General features: G+C 73.8%; 13 protein-coding genes. 6 read left to right on the forward strand and 7 right to left on the reverse strand.

Translation table 11 applies throughout. From position 1 onward, the window contains the following. Nucleotides 1-29: 29 nt before the first annotated feature. Nucleotides 30-458: a hypothetical protein gene (locus tag ABZ452_RS17865; protein ID WP_151465805.1), complete on the forward strand. Its 429-nt coding sequence runs from the start codon at nucleotides 30-32 to the stop codon at nucleotides 456-458. Between the two features lie 120 nt (nucleotides 459-578). Here ABZ452_RS17865 and ABZ452_RS17870 read toward each other — a convergent pair whose 3' ends face one another. From ABZ452_RS17870 to dnaK, 6 genes are all read right to left on the reverse strand, one after another. Further along, complete coding sequence (locus ABZ452_RS17870) at nucleotides 579-788, reverse strand: hypothetical protein (protein WP_357943889.1); 210 nt, start codon at nucleotides 786-788, stop codon at nucleotides 579-581. 152 nt (nucleotides 789-940) lie between these two features. Continuing rightward, nucleotides 941-1,864, reverse strand: coding sequence for a ketopantoate reductase family protein (locus ABZ452_RS17875; protein WP_357943891.1), 924 nt, complete (start codon nucleotides 1,862-1,864; stop codon nucleotides 941-943). A gap of 136 nt (nucleotides 1,865-2,000) precedes the next feature. After that, nucleotides 2,001-2,438 carry a MerR family transcriptional regulator gene (locus ABZ452_RS17880; RefSeq protein WP_357943893.1) on the reverse strand — a complete coding sequence of 146 codons (438 nt, stop codon included), beginning with the start codon at nucleotides 2,436-2,438 and terminating at the stop codon, nucleotides 2,001-2,003. A 31-nt stretch (nucleotides 2,439-2,469) separates the two neighbouring features. Beyond that, a complete protein-coding gene (gene dnaJ, locus ABZ452_RS17885; RefSeq protein ID WP_357943895.1) occupies nucleotides 2,470-3,654 on the reverse strand; it encodes a molecular chaperone DnaJ in 1,185 nt (394 codons plus the stop codon). A gap of 79 nt (nucleotides 3,655-3,733) precedes the next feature. Continuing rightward, nucleotides 3,734-4,495: a nucleotide exchange factor GrpE gene (grpE, locus tag ABZ452_RS17890; protein ID WP_357943897.1), complete on the reverse strand. Its 762-nt coding sequence runs from the start codon at nucleotides 4,493-4,495 to the stop codon at nucleotides 3,734-3,736. Nucleotides 4,496-4,544: 49 nt separating this feature from the next. After that, a complete protein-coding gene (gene dnaK / locus ABZ452_RS17895) occupies nucleotides 4,545-6,404 on the reverse strand; it encodes a molecular chaperone DnaK (protein WP_357943899.1) in 1,860 nt (619 codons plus the stop codon). A 208-nt stretch (nucleotides 6,405-6,612) separates the two neighbouring features. Between dnaK and ABZ452_RS17900 the strand changes: the two genes are divergently transcribed. From ABZ452_RS17900 to ABZ452_RS17910, 3 genes are all read left to right on the forward strand, one after another. After that, the gene (locus ABZ452_RS17900; RefSeq protein ID WP_357943901.1) at nucleotides 6,613-8,454 is read left to right on the forward strand and encodes a GTPase domain-containing protein; all 1,842 of its coding nucleotides are present in this window, start codon (nucleotides 6,613-6,615) and stop codon (nucleotides 8,452-8,454) included. Between the two features lie 17 nt (nucleotides 8,455-8,471). Further along, entirely contained in the window at nucleotides 8,472-10,130 is a 1,659-nt protein-coding gene (locus ABZ452_RS17905; RefSeq protein WP_357944573.1) for a GTPase, read from the forward strand. Between the two features lie 67 nt (nucleotides 10,131-10,197). Further along, nucleotides 10,198-11,418, forward strand: a complete 1,221-nt coding sequence (locus ABZ452_RS17910; protein WP_357943903.1) for a hypothetical protein — start codon at nucleotides 10,198-10,200, stop codon at nucleotides 11,416-11,418. Between the two features lie 22 nt (nucleotides 11,419-11,440). On the opposite strand, the gene ABZ452_RS17915 is transcribed toward ABZ452_RS17910, so the two are convergent. Further along, nucleotides 11,441-12,232, reverse strand: a complete 792-nt coding sequence (locus ABZ452_RS17915) for a hypothetical protein (RefSeq protein ID WP_357943905.1) — start codon at nucleotides 12,230-12,232, stop codon at nucleotides 11,441-11,443. A 485-nt stretch (nucleotides 12,233-12,717) separates the two neighbouring features. Here ABZ452_RS17915 and pdhA point away from each other — a divergent pair, with 485 nt between their 5' ends. Next, on the forward strand, nucleotides 12,718-13,896 hold the full coding sequence (gene pdhA, locus ABZ452_RS17920; RefSeq protein ID WP_357943907.1) for a pyruvate dehydrogenase (acetyl-transferring) E1 component subunit alpha: 1,179 nt from the start codon (nucleotides 12,718-12,720) through the stop codon (nucleotides 13,894-13,896). Beyond that, nucleotides 13,896-14,885 (forward strand): alpha-ketoacid dehydrogenase subunit beta, encoded by a 990-nt coding sequence (locus ABZ452_RS17925; protein WP_357943909.1) that lies wholly within the window; start codon nucleotides 13,896-13,898, stop codon nucleotides 14,883-14,885. The genes pdhA and ABZ452_RS17925 overlap by 1 nt, the downstream gene beginning before the upstream one ends.

A 14,885-nucleotide genomic window follows, 5' to 3' on the forward strand; every position in this document is an offset into this window, starting at 1 on the left:
CCCCGCCAGCGGAAGCGGAAGGTCGGCCGGTGAGCGTGCAGGAAGAGACGTTCCACGGCTTCGCCAATCCCGTCGACCCCTCGCCCGCCGAGCTGCGGTCGTGGGCCTACCAGCCGGACTCGGTCCCGCTGACCTCGATGCCACCCGACTGGGACCTGCTGGTCGCCGGGGACCACCTCGTGCAGACCCTCTTCGACCTGGCCATGGACCCGGCCTGCCCGGCCCGCCGGTTCGCCCTGCACTGCCTCTACATCTACGCCGCCGACGGCATCCGGACGAACTTCCGGGCCCACCCGAAGCGCCGCTTCCGCAAGCTGGTGGAGCAGGCCGAGCGGGCCGGCGACGAGCTGATGCGCAACTGGGCGCACAACAGCCGCGTGCTGCTCGCCCGGCCGGACCTCTTCGTCTACCGGGACTGGTGCGAGGGCGGCCTGGTGCGGGAGAACCGACGGCTCTGAGTCGTCGCCGCGAAAGCGGCGAAGGGGCCAGGACCTCCCGCCGGCGTCACCGCGTCCCGTCTTTGACGGCGAACGGGCCGGGACCCCCCGTGGGTCCCGGCCCGCACGTCGACGGATCGGTCAGCCGGTCGATCCGCCCTGCTTCTTGCGCCGCTCGTCGTCCCTGGCCCGGTCGACGCCATGGTCCACCTGGTCGGCGAACCGCCCTTCCTTGACCTTGTCGGTGAAGCGGCCCTCGGTGACCCGGTCGAATCGCTCCCGGACGTTCTGGGCCACTTGTTCCAGCCGTTCCTCCGCCCGTTCCGCCACCGTCTTGGCCGATTCCGCCATGGCTCCCCCTGCCAGTTCGGAGTCCGGATTAAGTTGGTTGGGCCTGGTTCAGACGTTAGCGGATGGCCTTCGCCCGGCACCCTGGTTTCCCCGAAGACAGCGGGCGGCCAGGGGCGACCTGCGCGGGCCGGCGCCTGACCGCTGCGACGGCACTAGCCCCGGGTGAGGCGCTGTTCGTGCACGCGCAGAGCCACCGTCGTGGCGTCCAGCAGAGGCGTGGGTACGCCGAACGCACGGGCCCGCGCCGTGAGGTCGCCGAAGATCTGCTCGGCCTCGGTGGGCTGCCCGGCGACCAGGTCCCGGTAGAGCGAGGCGGTGTCGGTCGAGCCGGGTCGGGTCACGAAGGCCTGGACGTTGTCGAGGGCCTGCTTCGGCACCGGATACCCGGCCGCCGCGGCGACGGCCGCCGCCTCGGCGGCGATCTGCGGGCCGAGCCGGTCGCCCCCGGCGATTGCCGTCGCGTCGCCCACCGAACCGCGGACCAGGGTGTTGAGGGCGCCCAGGGTGCTGATGAAGACCCACTTGTGCCACATGGCCCTGCGGATGTCCGGCGAGACGGAGAAGTCGAATCCCGCGCCGGACAGCACCTCCGCGATCTCCTCGACGCGCTGCGACGCGCCGCCCCGCTGCTCGCCGACGACGATCTCGGCAAGCGCGCCCAGCCGGACGATGTCACCCTCGGCGTCGAGCATGGTCAGGACGCGGACCACGCCGCCGAGCACGGCGCCCACGTCGAACCGCTCGTTCAGCGCGTCCATGTGCGCCATCCCGTTCAGGAACGGGATCACCGTGGTACGCGGGCCGACCGCGGCGGCGACGTCGTCGATCGCCGCCGGCAGTGCGGTGGCCTTCACCGAGACGAGCACGACGTCGTAATGGCCCTCGATCTCGGCTGTGGTGAGCAGCCGTGGCACGAGCACGGTCTCGGTCCCCAGGCCGGTGATCCGCAGCCCGCGCTCGCGGAGCACGTCGGCGCGCTTGGGCCGGACGAGGAAGGTGACGTCCCGGCCGGCCTGCTGGAGCAGGGCGCCGAAGTAGCCTCCGGTCGCGCCCGCCCCGACGACAAGAATCCTCATGCGCCGAGACGCTACCGCCGACCGATCCCACGTCGGCAGGGTGGCCGTGCAGCGGTCAGAGGGTGCGGAACGCGGAAGGCCGGCGCGGCCCGGAAGGGCACGCGCCGGCCTGCGTCGGTGTGCGGCGGAGCGGGGATCAGCGTTCGGTGCGGCGGGGCCGCCAGACGACGAGCGCCGTGGAGGTGCGGTTGGTGGGGACGAGGTCACCGCGGGAGAAGCCGCCCAGCGACTCCAACTCGGCGATCCGGCGGTACGCGGCGTCCAGCTCCGCCTCCAACCGGGCCACCCGCTCCTGGGCCTCCTCCAGCAACCGTTCCAGGTTGATGATCCGCTTGACCCCGGCGAGGTTGATCCCGTCGTCCTGGCTGAGCCGCTGCACCTCGCGGAGCAGCACCACGTCCCGGACGCTGTACCGGCGACCGCCGCCGGCCGCCCGGCCGGCCTGCACGAGGCCCAGCCGGTCGTACTGGCGCAGCGTCTGCGGGTGCATCCCCGCCATCCGGGCCGCCACCGAGATCATCAGAACCTTGGCCTCGTAGGCAGGGTCACCCGAGCCGACGAACTCCTGTGACATCCCCGCTCACCTCCGGTGCCTCGTCACCCGGTCAACTGAATCGACGCACCCGCGCGTCGAGATGTTCCCGCGCGGCCGGCGGGGTCTGCTCGGCGAACGTCTCCAGCGCCGCCCGCGCCTCGTCCGACAGCGTCGCGGGGACCACCACGTCGAGGGTGACCAGCAGGTCACCGGCGTGGCCGTCCCGGCGTACGACGCCCTTGCCCCGGGCGCGCAGCACCCTGCCGCTGGGCGTGCCCGGCGGCACCCGCAGGGTCACCGTGCCGTCCAGGGTCGGCACCCGCAGGTCGATGCCGAGCACCGCCTCCGCGAACGTGATCGGCACGGTCAGGGTCAGGTCGTCCCCGGTGCGCCCGAACAGCTCGTCCGGGCGGACCTTGACGTGCACGAACAGGTCGCCCGCCGGGCCGCCCCGCTCGCCGGGCTCGCCCCGGCCGGCCAGCCGGATGCGCTGGCCGTCGGCCACTCCGGCGGGGAAGCGCACGTTCAGCGTGCGGGTCTTGGTGACCCCGCCGGTGCCGTGGCACTCCGGGCACTTCTCCTCGACGACCGTCCCCACGCCCTGGCAGTTGCGGCACGGCTCGGAGAAGCTGAACGACCCCTGGTTGCGGGTGGTCACCCCGGCGCCGTGGCAGACCGGGCAGGCCACCGGCTGGGTGCCCGGCTTCGCCCCGTTGCCGTGGCAGGTCTCGCAGACCCCGGGGGCGCGCAGCGTCAACGGGAGGGTGACGCCGCGGACCGCGTCCGGGAAGTCCAGCGCGACCTCTGTCTCGACGTCCCGGCCCCGGGCCGGGCCGCGCGGACGGGCCGCACCGCCGGCGCCCCCGCCCGTGAAGATCGAGCTGAACAGGTCGCCCAGGCCACCGCCGCCGAAGCGGGTCTCGCCGCCGCCGCCCGCCCCGCCGAACAGGTCGGACACGTCGAACGGCATGCCGCCGGGCTGGCCCGCCCCGCGGGCGTTGCGCCGGAAGGCCCCGGAGCCGAAGAGCGACCGCATCTCGTCGTACTCGCGGCGCTTCTTCTCGTCGCCCAGCACGGCGTACGCCTCGGAGACGGCCTTGAACCGCTCCTCGGCCTTCGGGTCACCGGGGTTGTGGTCCGGGTGCGACTCCCGAGCCAGCTTCCGGTACGACTTCTTGATCTCGTCCGAGGAGGCGGACTTCTGCACGCCCAGCGCGGCGTAGTAGTCCTTCTCGATCCAGTCCTTGGAACTCACCGGTCCACCCCCTTCCACGGGACGTACCCCGGTCGTCCCGCCCGCCCGGTGTGGGCGGGCGGGACGTCACGGGTCGGCACTACTCGGGCTCGGCGACCGCGACCATGGCGGGCCGCAGCAGCCGTTCGCCGAGCTGGTAACCCCGGCGCATGACCTGCACGCAGGTCGCCTCGGTCACGTCGGCGGAGGTCTGGTGCGCCACCGCCTCGTGCCGGGTCGGGTCGAACGGGTCGCCCTGCTCGCCGAAGGCGGTCAGGCCGAACTTGGTCAGGGCGGTGGTGAGCTGCTCGGCCACGCTGCCGAACGGGCCCACCAGGTCGCCGTGCTCGCGGGCCCGGTCCAGGTCGTCGAGGATCGGCAGCAGCGCGGTCAGCACCGTGCCGGTCGCCTGCTCCTGGACCAGGCTGCGGTCCCGGTCGACCCGCTTGCGGTAGTTGGCGTACTCCGCCGACACGCGCTGGACGTCGCGGGTCCGCTCGTCCAGCTCGGCCCGGAGCGACTCCACCTCGCCGCCGAGCGGCGCCTTCTTCGCGGTGGAGGACTCCTCGCTCGGCTGGGCCGGCGCGTCGACCACCGGCGGGCCGGGGACCGGGGCTTCGGCCTCGCCCTCGATCTCGTCGACCACGACCTCGGCCTCCTCGACCAGCCCCTCGGCCGGCGCGTCGGCCGCCGCGTCGGCGGCCGACGTGTCGGCCACCGACCGCTCGGTCGTCTTGCTGATCTTGCGCTTGTCACGGATGACGACGCGCGGCTCCTCGCCGGCGCCCTGGCCGGCGGTCGCGGAGCCACCCGGCGCCGGCCCGGTGGATCCCGGGTCGGCGGCTCGTGGCTTCTCCGTCATGCGGCTACCTCATCCCTCTCGCGGCGAGAAACGTGTCCGGGACCGAAGGTCACTTCTTGTCCTCGTCCACGATCTCCGCGTCGACCACGTCGTCCGGGCCGCCGGCCTGAGGGCCACCGGTCGCGCCCGCGCCGGCGCCCGGCCCGGCCTCACCCGGCGCGGCCTGCTCGCCCTGCTGCTGGGAGTAGAGCAGCGAGCCGGCCTGCTGGGAGACCTGCGCCAGCTTCTCGTGCGCGGCCTTGATCTTGTCGATGTCCTGGCCGCCGAGGGCGCTGCGCAGCTCGCCGAGCGCCTCGTTGAGCTGGTCGCGGTTCTCGGCGGGCAGCTTGTCGCCGCTCTCGGCGAGGAACTTCTCGGTCTGCCACTGGAGCGCCTCGGCCAGGTTGCGGGTCTCGGCCTCGTCGCGCCGGCGCTTGTCCTCCTCGGCGTGCTCCTCGGCGTCCCGGCGCATCCGCTCGATGTCGTCCTTCGGCAGCGACGAGCCGCCGGTGATCGTCATCTTCTGTTCCTTGCCGGTGCCCAGGTCCTTGGCGTGCACGTTGACGATGCCGTTGGCGTCGATGTCGAAGGTGACCTCGATCTGCGGCACGCCGCGCGGCGCCGGCGGGAGGCCGGTCAGCTCGAAGGTGCCGAGCTTCTTGTTGTAGGCCGCGATCTCCCGCTCGCCCTGGAACACCTGGATCAGCACCGACGGCTGGTTGTCGTCGGCCGTGGTGAAGACCTCGGAGCGCTTGGTCGGGATGGTGGTGTTGCGCTCGATCAGCTTGGTGAAGATGCCGCCCTTGGTCTCGATGCCCAGGCTCAGCGGGGTCACGTCCAGCAGCAGGACGTCCTTGACCTCGCCCTTGAGGACACCGGCCTGCAGGGCGGCGCCGACGGCGACGACCTCGTCCGGGTTGACGCCCTTGTTGGGCTCCTTGCCGGTGAGCTGCTTGACCAGGTCGGTCACGGCCGGCATCCGGGTCGAGCCGCCGACCAGGATGACGTGCTCCACGTCCGAGACCTTGATCCCGGCGTCCTTGACGGCCTGCTCGAACGGGCCCTTGCAGCGGTCCAGCAGGTCCTGCGTCATCCGCTGGAACTCGGCGCGGCTCAGGGTCACGTCGAGGTGCAGCGGGCCCGCCGAGCCGGCGGTGATGTACGGCAGGTTGATGTTGCTGGTGGTGGCGGCGGACAGCTCGATCTTGGCCTTCTCGGCCGCTTCCTTGAGCCGCTGCATGGCCATCTTGTCCTGGGACAGGTCGATGCCGTGCTCGCCACGGAAGGTCTTCACCAGGTGGTCGATGATGCGCTGGTCCCAGTCGTCACCACCGAGGTGGTTGTCACCGCTGGTGGACTTGACCTCGATGACGCCCTCGGCCAGCTCCAGCAGCGAGACGTCGAAGGTGCCGCCACCCAGGTCGAAGACCAGGACGGTCTGCTCCTTGGAGCCCTTGTCGAGGCCGTACGCCAGGGCCGCCGCGGTCGGCTCGTTCACGATCCGCAGCACGTTGAAGCCGGCGATCTCGCCGGCCTCCTTGGTGGCCTGCCGCTGGCCGTCGTTGAAGTAGGCCGGCACGGTGATGACCGCGTCGGTGATCTGCTCACCCAGGTACGCCTCGGCGTCCCGCTTGAGCTTCATCAGCGTGCGGGCCGAGATCTCCTGCGGGGTGTACTTCTTGCCGTCGATGTCGACGGTCCAGTTGGTGCCGATCTCCCGCTTGACCGAGCGGATGGTCCGGTCCGGGTTGGTCACCGCCTGGCGCTTCGCGACCTCACCGACGAGCACCTCGCCGTTGCGGGCGAACGCGACGATCGAGGGGGTCGTCCGCGAGCCCTCCGCGTTGGCGATGACGGTGGGCTCACCGCCCTCGAGAACGCTGACGCAGGAGTTCGTCGTGCCGAGGTCGATGCCGACCGCACGTGCCATGTTCGCTTCCTCGCTTCGTAACGGTGAGCAGGTCAACGGGCCTGCCCGGCGGGTCGCCCGCAGCGACCGCACCACAAGTTGAGTGAACTTGACTCAATAGTGCCACGCTCCGGGCAATCCGCAAGTCGAGGTTGAGCCGACCCGACGCAACCTGACCGTTATTACCGTCCGGTTGTCTTACCTTGCATCGGTCGGGCACGCTTTAGCGGTGACGACGCATGGCGATCCCGCCACCCATGCCGGCGCGCCCGCCGTCGCAGCCCGCACCGGACCCGACGACACCGGCGGGGACCTGACCGCCGACACCGCGGAAGGTCTGCCCGCCGCGCTCACCGGCCTGCGGGCGGCGATCGGGGCGGCCCGGTTCCCGCTCGCCCTGCCCTCGGCCGAGCCCGCCCGCCGCAGCGCCGCCGGCCTCACCGACCAGCTCGACGACTACCTGCTGCCCCGGCTCGCCCGCCTCGACGCCCCGCTGCTCGTGGTGGTCGGCGGCTCGACCGGCGCGGGCAAGTCGACACTTGTCAACAGCCTGGTCCAGGCGCGGGTCAGCGCCGCCGGCGTGCTCCGCCCGACCACCCGCTCGCCGGTGCTGGTCTGCAACCCGGCCGACGCGGCCTGGTTCCGCCAGGGCGAGCTGCTGCCCGGCCTGACCCGCACCACCGAGCCGAGCGAGAACCCGGGCACCCTCCAGCTGGTCACCGCCCCCGCGCTCCCGGCCGGGCTGGCCTTCCTCGACGCGCCCGACATCGACTCGGTGGTCGACGCCAACCGGGCGCTCGCCGGTCAGCTGCTGGCCGCCGCCGACCTCTGGCTCTTCGTCACCACGGCAGCCCGCTACGCCGACGCCGTCCCGTGGGAGCTGCTGCGCAGCGCCCGGGCCCGCGGCACGGCCGTCGCCATGGTCCTCGACCGGGTGCCCCCGGAGGCGGCCGACGAGATCGCCGCCCACCTGTCCGAGATGCTCGCCGCACAGGATCTCGGCGCCGCGCCGCTGTTCGTCCTGCCGGAGACCTGGGTGGACGGGCAGGGCCTGCTCCCCGACCGGGTCACCGCACCGCTGGCCGCCTGGTTCGCGCGGCTCGCCGCCGACGCCGAGGCCCGCTCGGCGGTGGTCCGGCAGACCCTCGACGGGGCGCTGGCCGCCCTGCACCCCACCGTCGACGCGCTGGCCGACGCCGCCGACGAGCAGGTGGCCGCCGCCGACGCGCTGGACGAGCGGGTCCGGGCGGCCTACCGGGGGGCGGAGCGGACCGTCGACCAGGGGCTCAAGGACGGCCGGCTGCTCCGGGGCGAGGTGCTGGCCCGCTGGCAGGAGTTCGTCGGCACCGGCGAGTTCTTCCGCAGCCTGGAGGCGCGGATCGGCCGGCTGCGCGACCGGGTGGTAGCCGCGGTCACCGGCCGCCCGGCCCCGGCCGCCGAGCTGCGCAACGCCATCGAGTCGCAACTGGTCACGCTGCTGCGCGGGGTGTCCGCCGAGGCGGCGGAGAACGCGTACACCGGGTGGAAGGCGCACCCGGCCGGGGCGGCGCTGCTCGAACCCGAGCTGGCCCACCCGTCGGCCGATCTCCCCGAGCGCGCCGAACGCCTGGTCCGCGACTGGCAGCGCGGCGTGCTCGAGCTGGTCCGCGCCGAGGGCGGCGACCGGCGCTTCGTGGCGCGCACCGCGGCGTACGCGGTCAACGCCACCGGCCTGGCCGTCATGATCGCGGTCTTCGCGGCCACCGCCTTCATCCCGACCGGGCTGGAGGTCGCCACCGGCGCGGGCACCACCGTCGCCGCGCAGGCGGTGCTCCAGGCGATCTTCGGTGACCAGGCGGTCCGCAACCTCGCCAGCAAGGCACGGGTGGACCTGCTGGACCGGATCGGCGCGCTGCTGACGGAGGAGGCCGACCGGTTCCTCGCCCGCACCGCCGAGGCGCGCCCGGCCGGCGAGACCGGCGCCGCGCTGCGCCGGTCGGCCGGCGAGGTGGAGAAGGCCCGGCACCGCGCCGACCTCTCCGGCACACCGGGCCCGACGTTGCCGGCCGCCGACCAGGGTGGGCGCGCGTGAGCAACATCGTCGGCCGGATGCGGGAGGCGTTCCGGGGCGGGCAGCGGGTCGACCCCGACGTCCTGATCGCGCGGCTCCAGGCCCTCCAGCGCTTCCTCGGGGCGGTCGACGGCCAGGTGCCGGACGCCGAGCTGGTCGCCGCGCACACCGTGGTCGAGCGGGCCGGCACCCGGCTCGCCCTCTCCGGCCACCACACCGTTGTCGCGCTGGCCGGGGCGACCGGCAGCGGCAAGTCGAGCCTGTTCAACGCCCTGGCCCGGCTGGACCTGTCCCCGGTCGGCGTCCGCCGGCCGACCACCGGCGTGGCGCACGCCTGCGTCTGGGGGCAGCTCGACGGCGCGTCCCGGCTGCTCGACTGGATCGGGGTCCTGCCGCGGCACCGCTTCGTCCGGGAGAGCCCGCTGGACGGCGACGACGAGTCGGCCCTGCACGGCCTGGTCCTGCTGGACCTGCCCGACTTCGACTCGGTGCAGCGGACCCACCGGCTGGAGGTGGACCGGCTGCTCGGCCTGGTCGACCTGGTGGTCTGGGTGGTCGACCCGCAGAAGTACGCCGACCGGGTGATCCACACCAGCTACCTGCGCGAGTTCCACCGGCACCGGGACGTGACGGTGGTCGTGCTCAACCAGGCCGACCGGCTGCCCCCGGCCGAGCTGCCCCGGGTCCTCGGCGACCTGCGCCGGCTGCTCGACGCCGACGGGCTGGAGGGGGTGCCGCTGCTGCCGACGGTGGCGGTGGACCCGGCCGGTCTGGACGGGCTCCGCGCCGAGCTGGAGCGTACGGTCGCCGAGCGGCAGGCCGCCCTGCGCCGGCTGGCCGGCGACGTGGACGCCGTGGTGGCCGGGCTCGACCCGCTGGTCGGGCCGGAGCCGACGCGCACCGGGCCGGGTGACGCCTCGGCCCACGAACTCACCTCGGCCCTGGCCGGAGCGGCCGGGGTGCCGACGGTGGCCGGGGCCGTCGAGGGCGCGTACCGGCACCGGGCGGTGGGCAGCACCGGCTGGCCGCTGGTCCGGGGCTGGCGGAAGCTGCGGCCGGACCCGCTGCGCCGGCTGCACCTGCCCGGCGGGGGCGCCGACGCGCCGGCGGAGAGCCTGGTCGCGGCCACCTCCGTACCCGATCCGACCGCCGCGCAGCGCTCGGCGCTCAACCTGGCCATCCGCGCGGTGGCCGACCGCTCCGCCGCCGGCCTGCCGGCGCCCTGGCCGGCAGCCGTGACGGCCGCGGCCCGGTCCCGGCTGACCGACCTGCCGGACGCGCTGGACCACGCGGTGGCCGCCACCGACCTGGGCATGGACCGCCGGCCGACCTGGTGGCGGGTGATCGGTGGGCTCCAGTGGCTGGTCACCCTCGCCGCGCTGGGCGGCCTGGCCTGGCTGGTGCTGGGCTACGCGCTGCGCATCCTCGGCCTGCCCGCCCTCGACTACCCGGACCTCGGCGAGGTGCCCTGGCCCACCGTCCTGCTGCTCGGCGGCCTGCTGGCCGGGCTGCTGGTGGCGGCGCTGAGCCGGCCGGTGATCCGGTGGGCGGCGCGGCGCGCCCGGCGCCGCGCCGAGCAGCGGCTGCTCACCTCGGTGGGCAGCGTCGGCGAGAAGCACGTGCTCAACCCGGTCTGGGCGGTGCTGGCCCGCTACGGCGAGGCGCGTGAGGCGCTGCGAGAGGCGGCCCGGGGCTGAGCCCCGGCGCGGAATGCCCGGCGTGCTGACCGGTGTCCGGGCGGGCCGGGCGGCGTAGGGTCGGTGCATGGCCACGCCACAGACCCCCTACGAGGCGGTGCTGCACGCCGCTCGCGACGTGACGAGGCTCGACTCCGCCCTGGACGCGGAGATGCTCGGCGCCGCGCTGCTCGGCAGCGTCTACGCCGTTGCCGAGACCGACCGGGACAACGCCGTCCGCGAGTTCGTGGCCGGCTTCCTCACCGCCACGTCGCGCCGCCGCAGTGCCGCCGCGACCACCATCCGCGCCATCTTCGCCACCCTGGTGCCCGACGCCGAGGGCGCCGCCCGGGTCCGCCCCGGCGCCTACGCCCCGGCGTGGGCCGGCCAGCTGGGCCGGGTGCACCTCACGGGCGCCTGGTCGTACGGCGACGTGTACGGCGACCAGACCTCCTACCTGGCCACCTTCGCCTACGACGACGACGAGGGCGGGCCGGAGCACGCCCTGGTGGCCCTTGTCGACCACAACATCGGGATCACCAAGGACGTGTTCGTGGGCGGTCCGGCCGCCCGGATCGTCGAGCAGGCCCGGGAGATCTGCACCCAGGACGAGTTCACCTGGTTCCGCACCGAGGACCCGGCCCGGATGCGCACGGAGGTCAGCCGCCACCTGGCGGTCACCGACGACCTCGGCGAGCTGCCGGCGCAGGGCTCGCTGGCCACCGACCGGGCGCTGGTGGGTGCGCGGCTGGCCGCGCTGCCCGGCTCGGCTCCGGCGGGGACGGCCGACGTCCCGCCGCTCACGGACGAGGCGCGGACCCGGCTGGTACGGGCCTTCCTCGGCTCACCCGAGGCGGTCCGGTTCGGCCTGGACCGGGTCGCCGACGGGGAGCTGGCCTCGCTGCACTTCTGCCTGGGGCTGCTGCTGGACCACGCGGCGAGCTTCCCGGACGCCGACCCGATGCGCTGGAGCCCGACGGTCGCGGAGCTGTTCCTGCTCGACTGGGTGCACCGGCGGGCCGTGCTGGACATGGACGACGCCGCCATGCTGCCCCGGGTGCTACGCGGCTGGGCGGCGTACGCGGCCCGCCAGCGCGGGCTCGCGCCGGCGGCGGCCGCCCGCACGGACGAGGCGATCGAGGAGATGGTCCCCGAGTTCGCCCGGCTCTACAGCACCGGCGAGCGCCGCAGCCCGGCCACGGCCGCCGTCGCCCAGCTCATGGCGGACGGCGTCGACCCGGACGATCCGGCGGCGCTGGACGCCTGGATCGAGGCGAACCGCCACCGCCTCACCGACGACCCGGCCTGACCCGCCGGGGAGTGGCTCACGTTCAGTGCGCGGTCGGGGCCGTGCTGCCCGACGCCGTGACGCTCGGGTGCGGGTCGTCGCGCGGGCTGACCGTCGGCGTGGGCGACTCCTCCGGCGGCGTGCTGGTCGGTGACGGCGTGCCGTCGGTCGGCTCGGTCGTCGGGTCCGGGTCGTCGGACGGCGACGGCTCGGCGGTCGGGGTCGGCTCGGCGGTCGGCGACGGCTCGGAGGTCGGGGTCGGCTCGGCGGTCGGCGACGGCTCGGCGGTCGGGCTGGGGCTCGGCTCCGGGTCGGACGGCGACGGTGAGGGCACCGGCGACGGGCGCGGCGGGCCGGCCGGTGTGGTCCGGACGGGGCGAGGCGTCGGCGCCGGCGCGGGAGCGGCCGGGTGCGACCGGTGGCGGGCGCCGAGGTCGGTGTCGTCGGGCAGGGCCGGGGCGGCGGGGAGCACCGGCGCCGCGGGCGGCACGGTGGTGGCTCCGGCGACCGGCGACGGGGTGGGCAGCAGCGGGGACTGGGTCCCCTCGGGCAGCGGGATCACCACCGGGCCGACCGAGGGGGTCGGGATGAACGGGGTGCTGCTGTCCGGGAGGGCGCTGTTTCCCACCGTGGCCGACCCGGCGCTGATCGCCGCGAGGATCGGCATGGACGCGGTGCCGGCCAGCAGCGCGACGGTGAACAGGTAGCCCCGGCTCGGGCCGCCCAGGCCCTGCGCGCGGTGCGCGCCGACCACCCGCCGGTAGCCGGATCGCGGCACCGCCCGGTGCCGGCCGAGGAACGGAGCTCCCGGAGGACCCTCTGGCGGCTCGGACACCGGCACACTCCTCGTACGTGTCGACAGGGCGGGATCCCGGCCAGGCTAAACGGACAAATGCCTCAGGGGGACCACCGTCAGCTTGAACCAGTGACGCTCAGTTCACCAGTCACCACAGCGTGTCGACACACAAATTGTCCGTCGCTCGGCGACGGCTCAACGGACAAATGTGTCTATGCATCGCGAACACGGCGGAACGGCACCGGCGGAGGAGGCCGTACTGTGGGCCCGCTCACCTCCTCTGCAATCATTCAGGCACGACGGCAACGCAGCCGCCACCTCCGCGCACCCCGCGGCTGGTGCGGTACGGCGCCGGCGCTCCCGGGTCGGGCTCGGAAACGGACCCGGCTCACGCCGCGCGGCAACCCTCACCGGGGCTAGGCGCGGCCGCCAGGGACCGGTCCGGCACCAGCCGGATCGGGCGCACGATGTGCGCGGCACGGGTCACCCCCCGGCGCCGGCGCAGACCAGACAGGGAGAGACGGATGGCAAAGGGCGATCCCGGGGCCGCCACCCGCAGCAAGCGGGCCGCACCCCGTACCAAGCGCGCCGCCGCCACGAGTGAGCCGGAGCTCGTGCAGCTGCTCACGCCCGAGGGCGAGCGGATCGAGAGCGCGCTCGGCCCGGACGGGACCGAGTACCGCGTCGACTTCACCGACGAGGAGTACCGCGGGCTCTACCGCGACCTCGTGCTGGTCCGGAAGCTCGACGCCGAGGCCACGGCGCTCCAGCGCCAGGGCGAGCTGGGCCTCTGGGCCAGCCTGCTGGGCCAGGAGGCGGCGCAGGTCGGCTCCGGCCGGGCGCTGCGTACGCAGGACATGGCCTTCCCGACCTACCGGGAGCACGGCGTCCTTTACTGCCGGGGCATCGACCCGATCATGCCGCTCGGCCTGTTCCGCGGCGTCGACCAGGGCGGCTGGGACCCGAACGAGTTCAAGTTCAACATGTACACGATCGTCATCGGGGCGCAGACCCTGCACGCGACCGGCTACGCCATGGGTGTCGCCATGGACGGCAAGACCGGCAGCGAGGACGGCGAGGCGGTGATCGCCTACTTCGGCGACGGCGCCACCAGCCAGGGCGATGTCAACGAGTCGTTCGTCTGGGCCAGCGTCTTCAACGCCCCGCTGGTGTTCTTCTGCCAGAACAACCAGTACGCCATCTCCGAGCCGCTGGAGCGCCAGACCCGCGTCCCGCTCTACCAGCGGGCCGGCGGCTTCGGCTTCCCCGGCGTCCGGGTGGACGGCAACGACGTGCTCGCGTCGTACGCGGTGACCCGGCACGCGCTGGACAACGCGCGGCACGGCCAGGGCCCGAGCCTCATCGAGGCATACACCTACCGGATGGGCGCGCACACCACCTCCGACGACCCGACCCGCTACCGGATCGCCAGCGAGGTCGAGGCCTGGCAGGCCAAGGACCCGATCGCCCGGATGAAGGCGTTCCTCACCAGGCAGCAGATCGTCGACGAGTCGTTCTTCGCCGAGGTCGACGAGCAGGCCCGCGCCGAGGCGGTGCACCTGCGCGAGCGGGTGCTCGCCATGCCCGACCCGGAGCCGGTGACCATGTTCGACCACGTCTACCCCAACGGGTCCCCGGAGCTCGACGAGCAGCGGGCCCAGTTCAGCAAGTACCTGGAGTCGTTCGAGGGGAGCGCCCACTGATGGCCACGGAGACGCTCACCCTCGGCAAGGCCCTCAACGCCGGCCTGCGCAAGGCCCTGGAGAACGACCCGAAGGTCGTCATCATGGGCGAGGACGTCGGCAAGCTCGGCGGCGTCTTCCGGATCACCGACGGCCTCCAGAAGGACTTCGGCGACCAGCGGGTGATCGACACCCCGCTCGCCGAGTCCGGCATCATCGGCACCGCGGTCGGCCTGGCCATCCGCGGCTTCCGGCCGGTCTGCGAGATCCAGTTCGACGGCTTCGTCTACCCGGCCTACGACCAGATCGTGTCGCAGGTGGCGAAGATGCACTACCGCTCGCAGGGCAAGGTGCGGATCCCGATGGTCATCCGGATCCCGTACGGCGGCGGCATCGGCGCGGTCGAGCACCACTCGGAGTCGCCCGAGGCGTACTTCGCGCACACCGCCGGCCTCAAGGTCGTCACCTGCGCCAACCCGCAGGACGGCTACTCGATGATCCAGCAGGCCATCGCGTCCGACGACCCGATCGTCTTCCTGGAGCCGAAGCGGCGCTACTGGGAGAAGGGTCCGGTCGAGCTGGACGCCCCGCTGGCCGAGGCGTACCCGCTGCACGCCGCCCGGGTCGCCCGGCCGGGCACCGACGCCACCGTGCTGGCGTACGGCCCGATGGTGCGTACCGCCCTGGACGCGGCCACCGCCGCCGCCGAGGACGGCCGGGAGCTGGAGGTCATCGACCTGCGCACGCTCTCGCCGCTGGACCTGACCGCCGCGTACGAGTCGGTGAAGCGCACCGGCCGCTGCGTGGTCGTCCACGAGGCCCCGGGCAACCTGGGCCTCGGGTCGGAGATCGCCGCCCGGATCACCGAGGAGTGCTTCTACTCCCTGGAGTCCCCGGTGCTGCGGGTCACCGGCTTCGACACCCCCTACCCGGCCGCCCGGGTGGAGGAGGAGTACCTGCCCGACCTCGACCGGGTGCTCGACGCCGTCGACCGCACCTTCGGCTGGTGA

The sequence above is a fragment of the Micromonospora sp. NPDC005707 genome (genome assembly GCF_040631005.1).
In the GTDB taxonomy this organism is placed as follows: Bacteria; Actinomycetota; Actinomycetes; order Mycobacteriales; family Micromonosporaceae; genus Micromonospora.

Coding starts and splice junctions, on each gene's coding strand:
- ABZ452_RS17925 (WP_357943909.1), top strand. CDS start 13,896: ATGGCCACGGAGACGCTCACCCTCGGCAAGGCCCTCAACGCCGGCCTG.
- ABZ452_RS17870 (WP_357943889.1), bottom strand. CDS start 788: ATGGCGGAATCGGCCAAGACGGTGGCGGAACGGGCGGAGGAACGGCTG.
- grpE (WP_357943897.1), bottom strand. CDS start 4,495: ATGACGGAGAAGCCACGAGCCGCCGACCCGGGATCCACCGGGCCGGCG.
- ABZ452_RS17905 (WP_357944573.1), top strand. CDS start 8,472: ATGCGGGAGGCGTTCCGGGGCGGGCAGCGGGTCGACCCCGACGTCCTG.
- ABZ452_RS17875 (WP_357943891.1), bottom strand. CDS start 1,864: ATGAGGATTCTTGTCGTCGGGGCGGGCGCGACCGGAGGCTACTTCGGC.
- ABZ452_RS17910 (WP_357943903.1), top strand. CDS start 10,198: ATGGCCACGCCACAGACCCCCTACGAGGCGGTGCTGCACGCCGCTCGC.
- ABZ452_RS17880 (WP_357943893.1), bottom strand. CDS start 2,438: ATGTCACAGGAGTTCGTCGGCTCGGGTGACCCTGCCTACGAGGCCAAG.
- dnaK (WP_357943899.1), bottom strand. CDS start 6,404: ATGGCACGTGCGGTCGGCATCGACCTCGGCACGACGAACTCCTGCGTC.
- pdhA (WP_357943907.1), top strand. CDS start 12,718: ATGGCAAAGGGCGATCCCGGGGCCGCCACCCGCAGCAAGCGGGCCGCA.